Source organism: Gelidibacter maritimus, assembly GCF_014062315.1.
GTDB classification, from domain to species: domain Bacteria; phylum Bacteroidota; class Bacteroidia; order Flavobacteriales; family Flavobacteriaceae; genus Gelidibacter; species Gelidibacter maritimus.
Window position 1 is genome coordinate 132,946 of sequence record NZ_JACGLT010000007.1, and the last position, 16,902, is coordinate 149,847.

The 16,902-nt window shown below is 36.4% G+C and carries 14 protein-coding genes and 1 tRNA gene; 7 read left to right on the forward strand and 8 right to left on the reverse strand.

Annotated features, from left to right (window positions below; all coding sequences use genetic code 11):
* The first annotated feature begins 21 nt into the window (after positions 1–21).
* Both H3Z82_RS10590 and H3Z82_RS10595 read left to right on the forward strand, forming a co-directional pair.
* Positions 22–2,277: a S9 family peptidase gene (locus tag H3Z82_RS10590; protein ID WP_220459173.1), complete on the forward strand. Its 2,256-nt coding sequence runs from the start codon at positions 22–24 to the stop codon at positions 2,275–2,277.
* A gap of 275 nt (positions 2,278–2,552) precedes the next feature.
* Positions 2,553–2,834, forward strand: a complete 282-nt coding sequence (locus H3Z82_RS10595; protein WP_182205475.1) for an STAS domain-containing protein — start codon at positions 2,553–2,555, stop codon at positions 2,832–2,834.
* Between the two features lie 336 nt (positions 2,835–3,170).
* Here the strand turns inward: H3Z82_RS10595 and H3Z82_RS10600 are convergent, their stop codons facing one another.
* From H3Z82_RS10600 to H3Z82_RS10630, 7 genes are all read right to left on the reverse strand, one after another.
* Positions 3,171–3,617, reverse strand: coding sequence for a YybH family protein (locus tag H3Z82_RS10600; protein ID WP_182205476.1), 447 nt, complete (start codon positions 3,615–3,617; stop codon positions 3,171–3,173).
* 165 nt (positions 3,618–3,782) lie between these two features.
* A complete protein-coding gene (locus tag H3Z82_RS10605; protein ID WP_182205477.1) occupies positions 3,783–4,376 on the reverse strand; it encodes a 3-keto-disaccharide hydrolase in 594 nt (197 codons plus the stop codon).
* A 99-nt stretch (positions 4,377–4,475) separates the two neighbouring features.
* On the reverse strand, positions 4,476–5,294 hold the full coding sequence (locus H3Z82_RS10610) for a 3-keto-disaccharide hydrolase (protein ID WP_182205478.1): 819 nt from the start codon (positions 5,292–5,294) through the stop codon (positions 4,476–4,478).
* A gap of 13 nt (positions 5,295–5,307) precedes the next feature.
* Positions 5,308–6,657, reverse strand: coding sequence for a Gfo/Idh/MocA family protein (locus H3Z82_RS10615; RefSeq protein WP_182205479.1), 1,350 nt, complete (start codon positions 6,655–6,657; stop codon positions 5,308–5,310).
* A gap of 506 nt (positions 6,658–7,163) precedes the next feature.
* Positions 7,164–9,323, reverse strand: coding sequence for a M56 family metallopeptidase (locus H3Z82_RS10620; RefSeq protein ID WP_182205480.1), 2,160 nt, complete (start codon positions 9,321–9,323; stop codon positions 7,164–7,166).
* A 178-nt stretch (positions 9,324–9,501) separates the two neighbouring features.
* Positions 9,502–9,870, reverse strand: coding sequence for a BlaI/MecI/CopY family transcriptional regulator (locus H3Z82_RS10625; protein WP_182205481.1), 369 nt, complete (start codon positions 9,868–9,870; stop codon positions 9,502–9,504).
* 186 nt (positions 9,871–10,056) lie between these two features.
* Positions 10,057–11,448: a dipeptidase gene (locus tag H3Z82_RS10630; RefSeq protein ID WP_182205482.1), complete on the reverse strand. Its 1,392-nt coding sequence runs from the start codon at positions 11,446–11,448 to the stop codon at positions 10,057–10,059.
* Between the two features lie 149 nt (positions 11,449–11,597).
* Between H3Z82_RS10630 and H3Z82_RS10635 the strand changes: the two genes are divergently transcribed.
* Positions 11,598–11,679: transfer RNA gene (locus H3Z82_RS10635), tRNA-Leu, on the forward strand.
* A 223-nt stretch (positions 11,680–11,902) separates the two neighbouring features.
* Here H3Z82_RS10635 and H3Z82_RS10640 read toward each other — a convergent pair.
* Positions 11,903–12,226 carry a hypothetical protein gene (locus H3Z82_RS10640; RefSeq protein WP_182205483.1) on the reverse strand — a complete coding sequence of 108 codons (324 nt, stop codon included), beginning with the start codon at positions 12,224–12,226 and terminating at the stop codon, positions 11,903–11,905.
* A 392-nt stretch (positions 12,227–12,618) separates the two neighbouring features.
* On the opposite strand from H3Z82_RS10640, the gene H3Z82_RS19740 reads away from it, so the two are divergent.
* The 4 genes from H3Z82_RS19740 (at position 12,619) to H3Z82_RS10655 (ending at position 16,801) form a co-directional block, all read left to right on the forward strand.
* The gene (locus H3Z82_RS19740; protein ID WP_262890695.1) at positions 12,619–12,741 is read left to right on the forward strand and encodes a hypothetical protein; all 123 of its coding nucleotides are present in this window, start codon (positions 12,619–12,621) and stop codon (positions 12,739–12,741) included.
* A gap of 109 nt (positions 12,742–12,850) precedes the next feature.
* On the forward strand, positions 12,851–13,714 hold the full coding sequence (locus H3Z82_RS10645; protein ID WP_182205484.1) for a hypothetical protein: 864 nt from the start codon (positions 12,851–12,853) through the stop codon (positions 13,712–13,714).
* A 172-nt stretch (positions 13,715–13,886) separates the two neighbouring features.
* The gene (locus tag H3Z82_RS10650; protein WP_182205485.1) at positions 13,887–15,455 is read left to right on the forward strand and encodes an McrB family protein; all 1,569 of its coding nucleotides are present in this window, start codon (positions 13,887–13,889) and stop codon (positions 15,453–15,455) included.
* Positions 15,455–16,801 (forward strand): McrC family protein, encoded by a 1,347-nt coding sequence (locus tag H3Z82_RS10655; protein ID WP_182205486.1) that lies wholly within the window; start codon positions 15,455–15,457, stop codon positions 16,799–16,801. The genes H3Z82_RS10650 and H3Z82_RS10655 overlap by 1 nt, the downstream gene beginning before the upstream one ends.
* The last annotated feature ends 101 nt before the right edge of the window (positions 16,802–16,902 follow it).

The window sequence follows — 16,902 nt, forward strand, 5'->3', positions numbered from 1 at the left end:
AGGCCTTAAAAATTGATCATTATGAAAAAGTACTATTATGCAGTATTGATGTTGTTTCTAACAACCCAAATCCAGGCACAAAAACTCACTCAAGAAGACTACCAAAGGGCTGAGAGTTTTAGGTCAGAAAACTTAAACAATCAAATTGTTTATAATCTTTATACGCAGGTGTATTGGTTTGAGGATGAGTCTGGGCTTTGGTTTATAGATCATGACAAAAACGGCAAGACTTATAAAGCTTTATATTTTAAAGATTATAAAGTGCAACCTTTGTTCGACCAGAATAGGCTGGCACAAAAATTATCTCTGATTGAAGAAAAAGATCTTGAGTCGGGTAAATTATCGCTTTCAAACATCGAGCGGACAAAAGATGGACATCTAAGATTTAATTTTGAATCGAAGAGCTATACACTCAATCTAAAAACCTATGAACTTCAGCTTGCAGAAAAGGAGGATAAAGATGAAAGGGATCCGTTTGAATCCAAATCTCCAGATGGAAACTGGATTGCGTTCTCCAAAGATTATAACCTCTATATAAAGTCGACCGATACTGGGCAGGAATACCAATTAAGTCACAATGGCGAAAAGGAATATGAGTACGCAACGTATTATGGATGGTACGATATCATGGAAGGAGAGAATGCGGAGCGACCAAAACACTTCAGAGTTAATTGGTCGAAAGATTCCAAATATATTGCAGCCAATGTTGTCGATTTTAGAAATGCTGAAAAAATGTATTTGTTGGATCACAGTATCGATTCACTTTACAAATCAAAATTACTATCCTATTATCGAGGTTCTCCGGGAGACACCACAATGGTTCTTGTCAAGCCTGTGTTTTTTAATGTTGAAAGTAAAACGGAAGTAAAGACAGATTTACCAACTGGCACCCATATCAATTCCGTGGCTGTTCAATGGATGGAGAGGTCAGGTCAATTTTTAGCCAGCTATGCGGAAAGAGGGTTTCAAAAGGAGTTTTTAAAACTTATCGACCTTAAAAATAATACCGAGAAGACGCTCATTGCAGAGACAAGTACAACGAATATCGACAATTTTTGGTTTAAAAAGTTAGAAGGAAAACAAAAAGTGATTTTTCTGTCAGAACGCAGCGGATGGCGACAACTCTATTTGGTGGACATCGAAACCACAGAAACAATTCCTTTGACACAAGGCACCTATTATATCAATTCAGTGGTACATGTCAGTGAAGACAAGGAAGAGATCTTCTTTTTAGCGTCAGGCAAGAATCCTAAGATGAATCCTTATCATCAACAACTTTACAAAGTAGATTTCAAGGGAAATACAACCTTATTGACCGCTGAAAACGCCCATCACGTGGTGTCTTTTTCCAAAGATGGAAGGTATTTTGTGGATAATTATTCCACAGTCAACCGTCCGACCAAAACCGTTTTACGATTGGCTAAATCTGGGAAAGTAACTGCCGAATTAACATCGGCCGATGTATCTGAGGTTGTGGCAAAAGATTGGCAGGCCCCTGAACCATTTCAATTGACTGCAAAAGATGGAAAAACCACTATTTATGGTGCCATTTGGAAACCGACCAATTTTGATCCAAACAAATTTTATCCAATAGTAGATCATACCTATACTGGTCCACATACGCAAATGTTCCCAAAATCGTTCGATAGAGCTTTTATGAATCAATCTTTGGCAGAACTTGGTTTTATTGTGATGATGGTGGATGGGCTGGGAACCTCTGGGCGCTCAAAAGAATTTCATAACCATTCCTATAAAAACATGGGAAATAACCTTGAAGATCATGTTTTGGCCATCACGCATTTAGGAGAGAAATATCCTTGGATTGATACTGATCGTGTTGGGATATTTGGTCATTCTGCAGGAGGATTCGATACTGGAAGGGCAATGCTTGCTTTTCCGGATGTTTATAAAGTGGGTGTAGCAAGTTCTGCAGACCACGATTTTAGAATGGAAAAAGCCTGGTGGCCTGAAATGTATCAAGGTTGGCCAGTAGATTCAACCTATCACGAGGTGTCCAATATAACGAATGCCAAAAATTTGAAAGGAAAATTGTTGTTGGTGCATGGTGGCATTGATGAAAACGTCAATCCTTCCGCTACGTTTAAATTAGCCGAAGCTTTAGTAAACGCCGATAAGGATTTTGATTTGTTGATTTTTCCAAGTCAACGACATGGGTATCAAGGAAAGGCGAGCAAATATTTTACCAAAAAACGATGGAATTATTTTGTGGAGCATTTAAAGGGAGAGGTGCCAATTTGGGATTTTAAATGGGAATAAAAAAATCATAGGCTTGAGTTCGGACCAAAACTTTTAAGTTGGTATATGAGCAGATTTCTGAACAAGAACCGAGGTAAGACCATTATTGATTTTATCCAAACCGAAAGTTTTAAGTGTTTCTGATTCTAATTTCTTACGCTTTATATTTCGCTAAACCTATGAAAATACCGTTGGTCGAAAACATTGTGTAGTTTTAAGATTATTTATCATATTTGTCTCACCCCCAATGATTAATAGCGCATAATTTATTTTTTAACGACCTAATTTACGCTATTATGGATTTAGAAATCATCAAACACCCTGCTTTTTTTCAAGTCAAAGGAACACTTACCAAATTTAATCTTCATCTGTTCAAAAAGGAGTTTTCGAATATTTTTGATAAATGTGATTCGTTAGTCATAAATATTGAAGGCCTGACCAGTATTGACCGTTATGGAGTGAATGTTTTGGCTCAATTACACAATGAATCGCTCGCTAAACGTAAAAAACTTTCTATTATAGGAATGGGATGCGATGACTTGTACGAGCATTTCAAGTCTGAGGAAACTGCTGCTTGAAGAGCAGCCCCAATCGCTGATTATCTTCCATGGCGTTTTAACGGTATAAAACGAATGTTTAATATGGTACTTGCCTATAGTTAGTACGAGAAGATGTGCTTCAAGAAGAATAAATGTATTGGAATTTTGTAGTTGATGACATGCTCTCTGTGATCATTAAAACATGTGTCTGAGCGCTATCGAGGCTTAAAAGGTGCGTTTAGAAAGCTCTCAAATGCGCACGCTGACAGTATATGTTGTCTTATTTACTGATTTTAGTTTTTATGACCTCTATAAAAATTGGGCATTGATTTACTGATCTGTAAATGCTTTTTAATTAATACGCTCGAAAATATTTCAACAGGACATATCCGCAATGATTTTCCATTGCCCATCAATGTATTTGAATATAATGGTAAAAATGCCATTGGCGTTACCTATGTTTCTTTCTAAATGGTATTCGCCAAATACCAGATAATTGGCATTTTCAATCTTTGAGATATCCGTAACGACAAATTTTAATGTGCCACTCTCATTAGGGCTGGGGTACCCTTTATTATAGTTTGCCAGAGCCTTGTCCCATCCATAAGTAAGACCATTGCTCCCGAAAAACCTTAGCGAATCATTTTTCCAATAGCCTTGCATAAAGCCTTCCAAATCATGATTGTTCCAGGCAATTTCCTGATCGGCTAAAACTTTTTCTATGGCAGTTCTCGCCTCGCGTTCTGACGGGAACGTATTGGTTTTGTCGTATGATTGACAAGAAAACACAAATAATAACAAGAATGCATAACTAAATCTCATAACAATGGTTTTTTGATCTTTTGAATTTTGGCATCGGAAAACTACCGAAGTTTACAGCAAATACCTGTTTAAAAATCTAACAGGTTTTTACCTGTCCGCAGAAGGAGGAAAACCTGTTAGATTTAAATATAAATTCATTCAAGTTGACGGTCTTGAAAATTTCTGCTAGAGCTCCTTCAATCGGATGTTTCTCCAATACACTTTAATGCCGCCACCGTCGTGGATTTGTAAGGCAATTTTGCCATTTGCCGCACCTATTTTCTCATCGGAGAAATCAACCATTTCCACACCATTTAACCAGCTGGTCACTTGGTTGCCTTTTACTTTTATCTTTAAGTTATTCCATTTGCCGTATTTAAGCGCCGCTTCTTTTTCAGGAGAAGGTTTTATTAACCACCCGCGACCATAAGATTCATAAATGCCACCAGTATGAAGGTTCGGCGGTGCAACTTCTACCTGCCACCCCGATATTTTGGTGCCTTCAATCTCAGATCGTATAAACACGCCGCTGTTGCCATCGGCTTCTTGCTTAAACTCTAATGTGATTTCAAAGTCTTTATAATTTTCTTCAGTGGCGAGATAACCATACATTTTGTCGGGTCCACTTTCAGAGACCAACAAACCATCTTCTACATACCATTTTTCGGTGCCATATTTTTGCCATCCGTCAAGGTTTTTTCCGTTGAAAAGTTCTTTGCCGGAATGGCAACTGGTCAATGCGATGCTAAGAACTATCGCGAACAAACTAATTTTTTTCATATTTCAAATTTATGAGGTCAATGTTTTCTATACTTCAGATTGTTTGAGCCTCGGTTTAAATAAAAATGTCAGCCTAAATGTTTCTTAGGCTGACATTTCTTATAATTTTCTGATTTTTATATTTCGAAACCAAATCGGACTGGCGTGATCTTGTAAACCAATATAACCAGACTTGAATTTACCGTAATTAGGACTCTCCTTCCATTTCCCGGAATTTTTTTTCTCTTCCCATTCGTCATTCCACGGTACAAAAGAAAGTACTTTCTCACCATTTAACCAATGTTCCACTTTTTCGGGTGTGAATACAATTTTGCTGCTGTTCCACTCACCTACAGGATTTAGTTTTTTCTTATCAAGATCCGGAGCGTGCATAGCATAATCGGCAGCAGTTTTATTCAATGGCTTTAACTCTGAAAGGTTTTCGGTGTGACCTATGCTTTTATTATAACCCGTCAGATCGTGGATTTGAGCATAGTTGTCATCATCGATCAGTTGGTATTCCGGAGCTGTATCATAAGGCGCGGGATAATCTTCCTTAATGTGGTAAAAAATGCCGCTATTACCACCTTTGGGAAGTTTCCATTCCAAGTAGAGTTCAAAGTTGTCAAACTCTTCGGCCCCATAAATAATGTCTCTTCCACCTGTGTAGTCTTGTTCCAATCCGAGTTCAGTGTCATAGGTGAGCTCACCATTATTGATAACCCAGCCTGGAGGCATCTCGTCTTCATTATAACCACGCCAGCCTTCAAGGCTAGTGCCGTCAAACAAATAAAGCCATTCGCCTTCAGTCTTTTGAATAGCGCTTTTACTTTTTTCTTGGGTTAAGCTACCTTCTTCAGTTTGTTGTTGTGCGTTATTTGAATCTTTACAGGCAATCAATGATATGGCCAATAAAACGCTCATCATGGTTTTTTTCATAGTTATCATAAAATTAAATCAGTTTCATGTTCTTTGGGTCCCATCCAATAAATGCATTTTTCTCATAACTGTCGTTACAGAGTAGCGCAGGGGCGGCCGCACGAAACCCAAAAAGCGGATCTTCAGCCACAGTTCCATTATTTCGGATGGCATGAAAGAAATTCGCAAAATGATCATAATGGGCGCCTCTATAACCGCTTTGGGCATTATACACGGTGGTTAATGGTGGCTCCATGGTTTTTCTATCAGATTGGATGCTTCCTTCTTCTTTGGCTTTTTCAGCTAAAAATGGATCATCGCTAGAACCACCTGCGTTTCGCTTTAGAGTTACTCGATCCCATTCAACATCCATAGATCCTTTGCTGCCCACAAGTTTTAAATAGGTGGTACCACTGGTGCCATCCACAAAATTACAGCGCAAAGAAAGGTTAAAGGCTGGATGTTCTTTGGTGTCTGGATAATCAAACATTCCTAAAAGAACATCTGGTACCTCTCGGCCATCTTTCCAATAGCGCAAGCCTCCCATTGCGGCAATTTTATTGGGACCTAAAGAATTTGTAATAAAATGTAAACTGGAAAAGAGATGTACAAACAAATCGCCAGCCATTCCCGTTCCATAATCAAGGTAATTTCGCCATCTAAAAAAGCGTAAAGGATCAAAAGGAAGGTCCTTACTTATGGAAAGATAATTCTTCCAATCTACCGTTTTTGTAGAAGCGTCTTTTGGAATAGGATATTGCCAAGCGCCAAGTGGTGAGTTTCGGGCCCAAAATCCCTCGGCATAATTGAGCTCACCAATAGCACCAGCAGCCAATAGCTCCTTTGCTTTTTCGTTGCCCAAGGAAGACATCCCTTGACTGCCTACGATATACACTTTGCCTGATTTTTTCCAAGCATCAATAATTTCGTGACCTTCATCGACACTGTGCACCATCGGTTTTTCGCAATACACATGTTTGCCGGCATTTAAGGCATCAATACTTATTTTTTTATGCCAGAAATCTGGTGTTCCTATGATTACAGCATCGATATCGGCACGTTTTAAAATGTCTTTGTAGTTTTTGGTGAGCATTAAATTGCTGCCCCAATTGTTTTTAGCGTCGTTTAACCGTCCATCGTACAAATCACAAACGGCAACTAGTTCTATGTTTTTGTGCTGTAAGGCTGTATTGGTATCAGCAACACCCATGCCGCCGGCACCAATTAATGCGATTTTTAGTGTTTTAAGATTGTTGGATTCTAAGGTTTTTCTTTCAAGAAAATTGATTGCTTCCGGTGTTTTAGCAAAGGCTGACGGCGTCAAGACAGCTGCCGCGCCTGCTAAGCCGAGGTTTTTCAAAAATAATCGTCTGGGTTTTTCCATTGAAGAGGTGTTTATAGTTTAATTATGAGTTGAGCGCTTTTAGAAAACGCAGTGATTGTTTTCACTTGCATTTTGCGCATGGATTACAGTTTCTGAAATACGAATATAATTGAAATTTAGATAGACCGAAAATTGAAATGGTTTGTTTTAGAATTTCATCGTATTTGCTCATTAAAATACATTAAATGAAAATATGGGCAACAGAGATCATACAAAAAAGCCTGATAAGTTTTATCTGTCCGCCGAAGAAGGAAAACTTATGAGCTCTTCTTTAGATATGGCTTAGATAATCAATGTCTAAGATGAACAACTCCTTTGGCATCTTTTGACTTCATAGACGCTTAGTATTTGTTGTCCTTTCGGAGCTTATTTTATTCGAACAATTGTGATTTAGAAATTAATGCTATTAAAAAAACCTCTCAGGTTTTAACTTGTCCGCCGAAGGAGGAAAACCTGAGAGGTTTGGAAATGAGTGAATATGCTATTACATCTCTTTAAGGTCAGAACTAATCCTGAGAGGGAATAGGCGTGGTGGAGATATATACCTTAGGTTGCTTACTATCGATATGTTCTGTCGAAATATAAAGTTCTCTAACTGTTTTAACATACTCCATGGCCTCCTCTGCTGAGATTGCTTTATCATTATAAAAAAAGAGTGCGCCTTTAATCTTCATATCAGCTATATGATTTAATGCAGCTTTTGATGGTGAATCTATTTCATCGCGATCTGATATGAACACAACATGGCCGTCCTTCCCATCTTTACTTTTACGTTTATAGGTATAGGTCTGTCCTGCAGTGCTGTTATTTAGTGCCTCCATATACAATTTCTTTTGCTCGGCTGTAAGCTTTACGTGTGGCGGCGGAGGGGGAGGTGGTAAAGTTTGTATTGTTTTCGATTTTGGATTTGGTGCTGCTGGTGGAGGCGGGGGCGGAAAATTTGGCAATGGTTCGGCGTTGGCTTTTTGCGATGCATCCATTTTATTGTAAATCTCAATGACGCGCTTCATGTCCTTTTGTTTTAGGACATAGCTATAATCCGATTGTTCATTGTAGTATTTGGCCAATTTATTATATTCTGATACTTCTTCGGGAGTTGCTTTTTGTTGATTGCTTTCGATAACTTGGAACGGTCCAAATTTTGGAAAAGGTTCAGATGCCTGCCTTTGCTCTTTTGACATAGCGTTGTAAATGAACATCATCTGGTTTAAGTTCTTCATTTTTACCGATCTCTTTTCTTCAGGTGTGGAATTAATGCTTTTTGCAATGATATTGTATTCATCAATAAGTTCTGATGTCACATGTATTTGTTCAATCTTTGATTCTTTATTTAATTCAATACCGTCTTTCCATGGCGAAGAGAGTTCTTCAAGTGGCCATAAAGCCAAGATTTGATTTTCATACAAACTCATTGCTTCTTCAGGAGTTTTCCCAGAGTATTGGTTTTTATCTGCTTTTTCCGATTTTCCTGATTCGCTTAACGTATTGATATTGGATGTTGAATTAGAATAAACATCGGCTTGCACCAAAATGGACTGTATTTTTCCCACTATTTCCGTGTTCTTAGAATCAACATATTGTATGGTTGCATCTAAAAATATGTGCTTTAGTTCTTGCGATAAATGTGGATTTAAATTGTTGATCTCAGTTTCCAAATCTTCAATTTTAACAGGATTTCCATTTAGTGAAATGGCATTGTTTTCATCAATATAGATCAAGATATCTTGAATGGTATCTGAACTTAAATTTTGAGTTGTTGAGAGTTTTACAACTTCCTTTTTCTCACTAAACCCATATAAGGTCAGCGCAATTAATGGCAAAAGCACAAGACTTCTCAACCATATTTTTCGTTTTGTGGTGTGTGTTTTCATAACTGTAAATCGTTTTTTGATCACGCCTGCAACGTGACGGGTTGATGAATAATTGATGGCGTTTGCCAACGGACTCTCTGACGCATCCCGATAGCAATCGGGAGATGAGAATGCCAATAAAATGTGTTGGTAAGTTGGTGTTGAAATGCCTCTGTCTAAAACGGCTTGATCTGCCAAGAATTCGTGGTTCATTTTTATGGCGTGTTTCGCAAAGTAAATAAGCGGATTGAACCAGAAGATGACCTGAAGCAATTCTATAAACAAGACATCAATACTGTGTTTCTGCTTGGCGTGTGCCTCTTCATGCCAAAATACTTCTTGCGGAATTTCATGTTTTTCAAATTTCTGCTTATTCAAAAAAATGTATTTGAAAAAAGTATGGGGAGTGATCAAATCGTTTAAAAGAACATGGATAACCTGTTTGGATTTTTGTTTCGGATTGCGTTTGATTTTAAAAATAATCTGAATAAGGTTCTTTATAAACAGCAATCCAAAAACTAAGACACCCGATGCATAAATACTCCATAAAATAATGGGTAAGTAATTGGTTTGCTCGATTTGTGGCACACTCTCGGTATAAAAAGCAACGGGTTCAAAAGTTTCATTGACCATCGGTGTAGCGGATACTTCAATGTATTGAGTAAAAGTGATCATTGGAATTGCAAATGCGATGATGAGCGCCCCCAATAAGTAGAAACGTTTAAACACATGCATGTTCTCCTTCTCTAAAAAGAATTTATAGAAGATCATAAAAATCGCCAAACATGCGCCAGATTTTAAGAGATAGATAAGCATGATGTGTTGTTTTTAAGTTTGTTCCCGCCAGTGGGTTTTAATACTTTAGGTTGCCTCGATCGAAAAGACAATTCCTTATTTATACTTCGTGGGCTTGTCCGCCTGTACCGGTCGGACCCCGAGGTTATTGATTGTTATTGGGTCTCATTTCGCCTTAACGGAAATTCAAATTGAATGGTTATGGTTTCTTTTTGATTTCGCTGTCGATGAGTGCTTTTAGATCTTCCAATTCTGCCTTAGTGAGATTGGTCGATTTTGTGAAAAACGAAGCAAACTGCGTAGCGCTGTCGTTAAAAAAACTTTTGATGAGACCGTTCACATGCTTGCTGAAATAATCTTTCTTCTTTACCAATGGATAGTATTCCCTTGATTTTCCGTAAAGTGTATAGCCCACAAAATGTTTGTCATGCATCCGTTTCAATAAAGTAGCCACGGTAGACGGCGCAGGCTTTGGTTCAGGATAGGCTTCAAGAATATCTTTCATAAAAGCTTTTTCCATTTTCCAAAGGTGGTTCATTAAGTCTTCTTCTGTTTTTGTGAGTTCCATTGTTCTACATATTTAGAATGTGTTCTACAAATGTAGAATAAAAAACAACGTGAGCAAATAAAAATTAATTTTTTTATGGTAAAAAATAAAAAAAAGCCACGAATACACGAATATATTTATATAACATTCGTGTATTCGTGGCCTGTAATCTTCGCGCCTCAGCGACCCTGCAGGTCTGCGAGAAAATTATTTTTTACTCAACTCCGTGAAGTGCTTATAAAACAACGGAATGGTTGCAATCCCTTTCAAGTAATTCCAGATCCCGAAATGTTCGTTAGGGGAGTGGATGGCATCACTGTCCAAGCCGAAGCCCATTAAAATGGTTTTGCTTTTCAATTCCTGCTCAAAGAGGGAAACAATCGGAATGCTACCACCACTGCGCTGTGGAATTGGCGTTTTTCCGAAAGTCTCTTCATAAGCTTTTGAAGCGGCTTGATATCCAATACTGTCAATAGGCGTCACATAACCTTGACCACCATGATGAGGTTTGACCAGGACTTTCACCCCTTTTGGCGCCAGACTTTCAAAATGTTTCTTAAACAATTGGGTAATTTCCTCCCAATCTTGATGTGGCACCAATCGCATTGAGATTTTGGCAAACGCTTTACTCGCAATGACTGTTTTGGCACCTTCTCCAATATAACCTCCCCAAATGCCGTTGACGTCAAGAGTTGGTCTTATGGAATTGCGTTCGTTGGTGGTATAGCCTTTTTCGCCGTAGACATCATCAATGTCCAATGCTTTTTTATAGTCCTCCAATGAAAACGGTGCTTTTGCCATTTGCGCACGCTCTTCGTCTGAGAGATTTTCAACCTTATCATAAAATCCAGGAATAGTGATATGGTTGTTTTCATCGTGTAGCGCAGCAATCATCTTGGTCAATACATTGATCGGATTGGCCACTGCGCCACCATATAGTCCAGAGTGCAAATCGCGGTTAGGTCCGGTCACTTCCACTTCTACATAACTCAAGCCTCTCAATCCTGTGGTGATTGATGGGGTTTCTTTTGAAATCATGCCCGTGTCAGATATTAATATGACATCGTTCTTTAACTTTTCATGATTTTCCTTTACAAACTTACCGAGATTGACACTGCCGACTTCCTCTTCACCTTCTATCATGAATTTGACATTACACGGCAACTGGTTGGTTGAGGTCATAAACTCCATGGCTTTGACGTGCATGTACATTTGACCTTTATCATCACAGGCACCTCTGGCATAAATGGCACCTTCAGGATGCAGTTCTGTCTTTTTAATTACCGGCTCAAAAGGAGGAGAAGTCCACAACTCGATCGGGTCGGCAGGTTGCACATCGTAATGTCCATAAACCAAAACTGTTGGCAAGTTTTTGTCGATTATTTTTTCACCATAAACAATAGGGTAGCCTTCAGTTTCACAAATTTCAACATGATCACAGCCTGCTTTTTCAAGACTTTTCTTGACTTCATCGGCGGTTTTTAAAACGTCCTTTTTAAATGCAGAATCTGCACTGACGGACGGGATTTTGAGAAGTTCAATCAGTTCATTTATAAATCGGTCTTTGTTTTTTTCTACGTAGCTGTCTATGTTTTGCATGTTATATTATTTAATTATTTCCAATGTTTTGGAAGTTGATTTCCAAGTGAATCAAAAGTACAAAAAATGAAGTGAATTTTCTTGAATAAAGTTATTTGTATATTCAATGGAATGTTTATATTTGCAACCCGATAATAATCGGAACCTATGCAGGTGTGGTGGAATTGGTAGACACGCTAGACTTAGGATCTAGTGCCGCGAGGTGTGGGAGTTCGAGTCTCCCCACCTGTACAGAAATCGAAGCTTCTCTTTTTAGAGGGGCTTTTTTTGTTTTATAATGGAATTGGTAGACACGTCACGCTTTAGGGCGTGATGCCGCGAGGTGTGGGAGTTCGAGTCTCCCCGCCCGCACTTTTTCAACTACAAGGTAGTCGCTAAAAGCTTCTCATTTTTTGAGAGGCTTTTTTTGTTTTATGATGGCATTGGTAGGCAGATCACGCTTCTGGGCGTGATGTCACGAGGTGTGGGAGTATTTAACTTTTTCTCGTCTAGTATAAAATGACATTCCATTTAAAATTTTTCCCGTCGTGGAAAGTGTGTCTCCTAAATCAGCTCTATAAAGTAAGACAGTATCTACTTTTAATGTTGGGTCGATAATAACTTCTACTATATCATCCATACTATCATAGCTTTTGTCACAAGAAGAAAATGTAATTAAAAAGGCAAGTGAAATTAATTTTAGCGAAAAAAAAATAACGTTTGAGAAAAATGATTTTTCATTTAAGTTTTTCGATAAAAACAAAGGCTTTTTATGAACAGGTTGGTCTATGTTGGTCATTAGTTGGGGCATAATTCAAAACCTCTAGTGGTGTATAAGTTAAAAATATAAAACTTTAACGGCGTAAAATTCATGCGTTTCGATGTCTTTTTATGAAACTCTATTGCCAAGCCATTCGCAATAAAAAAATTATGGCGGAATGAGCGTCTTGCGATTTATTTCGTAATGCACAAACCTCTGTCATGTATTGTCGCCTATAGTCGTATTTTGTCGTGTTTTGCTGTGAGTTGTCACCTAATGTCGTGAATTGTCGCGTAATGTCACCTATTGTCATGTATTGTCACCATTTGTCTGATTGTGACAGTTTTTAGGGGGTTTTCTCCCAATTTCGTTCGACATTGGTTGGAGTTTGGGTCCTTTAAATACGATTTTATGCGAGGATTGTCGAAGAAATGTCGAATAAAGCTCGTAAAATCAAAGGTTTGGAGGGTGAAATACGTAGATATACGTATTGGAAAGTTGGTGAAAAGGTGGTAGATTGTGAAGAAATTAACACCAACCAAAAAGATGCCTAACTTGTTTTTGTATTGACTGTTAGAAAGTTGTGGGGGATAAGGAAGGATAGGGGTGCTTTTGGGTGGCGTGTATACTAGTCGGTAACCATTAAAGAAAATCTATCTCCAATTGAAACAAACGGAAATATTAAAAAATATTTACAATAAAATAGACAAGGAAAATGTTGACCATTTAATTTTTTACTTGAATCAATTAGGGGGTAAATCATTAAAATATAATTGTAAAAGAAATAATATTTTAAAAGTAAAATGGTTTGACAAAGAAGCTCAATTGATTGCAAGATGTCATATTCAATCAGCAATAGATTATTTAATTCATTTAGGAAGTGATTTTACTGAAAAGCAGATTAAAATTGTGATTGCTGACTTGAAAAACTTTGTCCAACTTTTAGACAAAAATGAAAAAGTTGATTTTATTATAATGAGCACTAACACCTTACCTTCGGCAATACATTTTAGTTTTGCCAAAAATTTATTTTATAAACATCAAATAAGAGAGCAAAATCAAAATAACTACTCAATAGATTTGTTGACTTTATACTCTTTGAGATTATCTTTAGAAAATAGAATTAGAGGATTACTTGGAATCGATTACGCAACAAGTAAAGGAAAAAATACTGGATTATCATCATTAATAAAAATTGTCAAAACCCTTGAATCAGTAGAATATTCGAAAGAAATAAATTGGGATGAAATCGAGTGGGTTAATAATTGGCTAAATCATCATATGCACAGGCATATTAGACCATTTCCTTGGATAATTCATCAGGCTATTGAGATTTTAAAACCCTTACTTGACCCTCAAGAACCTATCTTAAAAAATGGAAGAGAGATATATTCGTTTTATAGTTCAACATATTTAGAAAATGAGATGGAATTTGAAAAAGAAATAAATTCAAAACTAAGAACAAAATATCCAAATGTAGAGATCAATTGGAAATCACAAAGAGAGATTTGTAAATTGAAAAAATAATAACAGTTACCGCGTAGAATAATTGCTTGGTTCTCGCCTACTCGTTAATCCTTCATGCTTAAAAAGAGTGACAGGACGAAATTTCCACAGACTCGGTCAATTTTTCTTATTTTAGGTGCTTATCCCACGCAACTATTTTTACACCAAACATTACATAACACTCGAAAAAAAATTGAAACATAAAAAAAATGGAAAATTGATTGAAAATATGAGGTATTTTATTGGTGGCTTTACTTGGGAAGGAAAAAGTCAAATTGATAGGTTTATACATGAAGGCATATGGGAAAACGGCTATGAGGAAGAAAAATATGCAAATTTATTTTCTCAAATTTCTATTGGGGATATGTTTGCTTTAAAATCGACTTTTGTAAAAGGAAGAAAGCCAAATGCGAAAAGTTACCTAAGAATAAAGCAAATCGGTATAGTTACAAACTTAATTTCGAAATCTTCCATAGGTATTAAGTGGCTAAAAAGTGAAGAATTTGAATTAACAGATATTAAATGGTACGCAACAACATTAGAAGAAATCACGATAGGAGAAGACATTAAAAGAATTTTTGGAAAAGCAAAGAACAAACAGCAAATGAAGGATTATTTAGAACTATTAAATTCAAATAAAAACATAATTTTAACTGGTGCACCAGGAACAGGAAAAACGTTTTTGGCCAAGCAAATTGCCAAACAAATGATTGGAGTGCAAACTGATGAAGAATTAGAAGATTGTGGACAATTCGCATTTGTACAATTTCATCCATCTTACGATTATACTGATTTTGTTGAGGGCCTTAGACCGACCGCGCCTGATGAAACTGGTAACATTGGATTTGAATTAAGAGATGGTATTTTCAAATCATTTTGTCAAAAAGCATCTGAATCAAAACTATCAGATGTAATTGACAATTTCGATGAATCTTGGGAAAACCTATTATCGCAAGTTCGAAATAGTATTGCACAAGGTGTACTGACCAAAATTGGTTCGTGGGATTACGGTCTATCTTCTAAGGAATCTTTAAAATATTCGTCATTAAATACACCTTCACAATACAACTTTACTATTACAAAGAAAAATGTTTATGATGCGTATCAAGGAAAACAAGCAAGGCCTTCGGGTGCTTTCCAAAAAGATATGGAAGATGTAGTAAATTACTTGAAATCTAATTTCGGTTTGTTAGAGTTTGTGAATAAACAAGAAAACACTAAAAACGGTATCAAAAATTTTGTTTTTGTAATAGATGAGATTAATAGAGGAGAAATTTCTAAAATATTTGGAGAACTGTTTTTCTCAATTGACCCAAGTTACAGAGGTAAAAAGGGTGCAGTCAAAACCCAATATTCTAATCTACACGACAATGAAAGAGAAGTTTTCTTTGTTCCAGAGAACGTTTTTATTATTGGATCAATGAATGATATCGACCGAAGCGTTGAAAGTTTTGATTTTGCTATGCGAAGACGTTTTACTTGGGTAGAAATTACAGCAGAAAAAAGTGCCGACAATATGAATTTGCCAGATAAAGCAAAAAATAAAATGGCTAATTTAAATGAGCAAATTTCATTGATTGAAGGACTAAACAATTCTTATCATATTGGGGCTGCTTATTTTCTTGATTCGGACGGTATTCCAAGAGAAGATTTTAATTTGGTTTGGGATTTCCGTATTGAACCACTATTAAAAGAATATTTACGTGGATATCCAGACGGAGAAGAAAGAATAGAAATCCTTAAAAAAGCATATAATGCCTAATGAGGACAACAGATAATAATGGCGGAAAAAAATTAATTAGTTTCGACAATCCAAATATTAATGATTTGTCCTGCATTGCCAATCGCACACTTGTTGATTTGCAGAAAGACAACCCTGATTTGCTTGTTTTTCCTCAATCTTTAGGTCAGTATCGTGATGATGTTGAGAAATCACATATTTTTTCTTTAGATGAAGAGAATTTAACCACATATAATTTAATGGGGTTTATTGGACGCAATACCAGTCAACTTTCAATTTCTTCTCGTTTTGCTAAAGACGATAAAAATGACTACTTCTTGCATTATATGTTGCAAAAAGTATTCTCACTAAATCTTTTAAAATTTGACCAAACAGCTAACGAAGAAAATATTTGGGATTTCTTACTTTATCTATTCCCACATTACTTAAAGAAAGCATATTCACAAGGTTTGTACAAAGCATACAGAAGAGAAGAGTATAACGATGCAAATATAAAAGGAGCAATTGATGTTAAAAGACATATTCTTCGAAACATTCCATTTATGGGAAAGATTGCATACACAACAAGAGAACACAGTTATAATAATAATTTAACACAACTTATTCGACATACAATTGAATATATAAAAACTCATCGCTTTGGTAGTGGCATATTAACAAATGATAGTGAAGTGCGAGATATCGTGAGCAAATTTAATTTTGTTACTCAAAACTCTTATAACAAGAATTCACGTCAAAAAATTATATCGTCTAATTTAAAACCTTTTTCACATCCATATTTCACAGAATATGCAATGTTGCAAAAAATTTGTTTAAAAATTTTAAGACACGAAAAAATAACCTTTGGCAAAGAAAAGGATAAAGTTTATGGTTTGTTGTTTGATGGTGCTTGGCTTTGGGAAGAGTATTTGAACACCTTTTTAAAGGACGAATTTATTCATCCTGAAAATAAGACAGGTAAAAATCGCCATTATCTATTCGAAAATTTCCAGTCAATTTATCCAGATTTTATAAGCAGAGCTGAACCGAAAAGCGTCGGTGATGCAAAATATATGCCATTGGGGCGACAACATTCATACTCGGAAAATTCTGAAAGAGCTACCAGTATCTATTATAAGACAATAGCATATATGTATCGTTTTAATTCGGACAATGGATTTTTATTGTTTCCAAATGAAGAGACAAGCTTTTTTGAAACATATAAAATTAAAGAGACAAGTGGCATATTAAAAAAAATAGGTTTGGCAATTCCACAGTCATCTGAAAACTTTAAGGAATTCATTAAAACAATGAATGAAAATGAAATAGAACTAAAACTAAATTTATTAACCAAAGAAAGAGCGATTGCACAACAAAGATATATATAGAAAATAGTCGAAACAGTAGTAAAATTAAGGGTTTTGGCCCGTATCAGACTTCGTGTTTCATAACCTCTTACTTTTCATATAATAAACGTTTCACCTAAAAC